The organism is Megasphaera sp. MJR8396C (assembly GCF_001546855.1).
Lineage (GTDB): Bacteria > Bacillota > Negativicutes > Veillonellales > Megasphaeraceae > Megasphaera.
The window spans coordinates 2,607-2,842 of sequence record NZ_KQ958204.1; the positions used below are offsets into that span (position 1 = coordinate 2,607).

A 236-nucleotide genomic window follows, 5' to 3' on the forward strand; every position below is an offset into this window, starting at 1 on the left:
GCGTAACTAAGGGAAAAAACGACACTGTCCAAATTTTATTTTTCACCCGGGTCCCCGAAAAGAGCGAAAAAAGCCTTAGGTTTGAAAAAATCGCCGGAGAGCCCAGACAGGGAGCGGGTACTGAGGGACAGAGTCGCAGTACCAAAATCCCCGTAAGGGGACTGAAACAAACTCACCGTGCTTTTGAAAAGATTCCATTCTTTCTCGTCGCAGTACCAAAATCCCCGTAAGGGGAC

The 236-nt window shown here is 48.3% G+C and carries 1 protein-coding gene; it reads left to right on the forward strand.

Annotated features, from left to right (window positions below; translation table 11 throughout):
• On the forward strand, positions 1 to 230 hold a 230-nt coding region (locus HMPREF3201_RS12020; RefSeq protein WP_231726838.1), incomplete at its 5' end, for a hypothetical protein.
• Between the last annotated feature and the right edge of the window lie 6 nt (positions 231 to 236).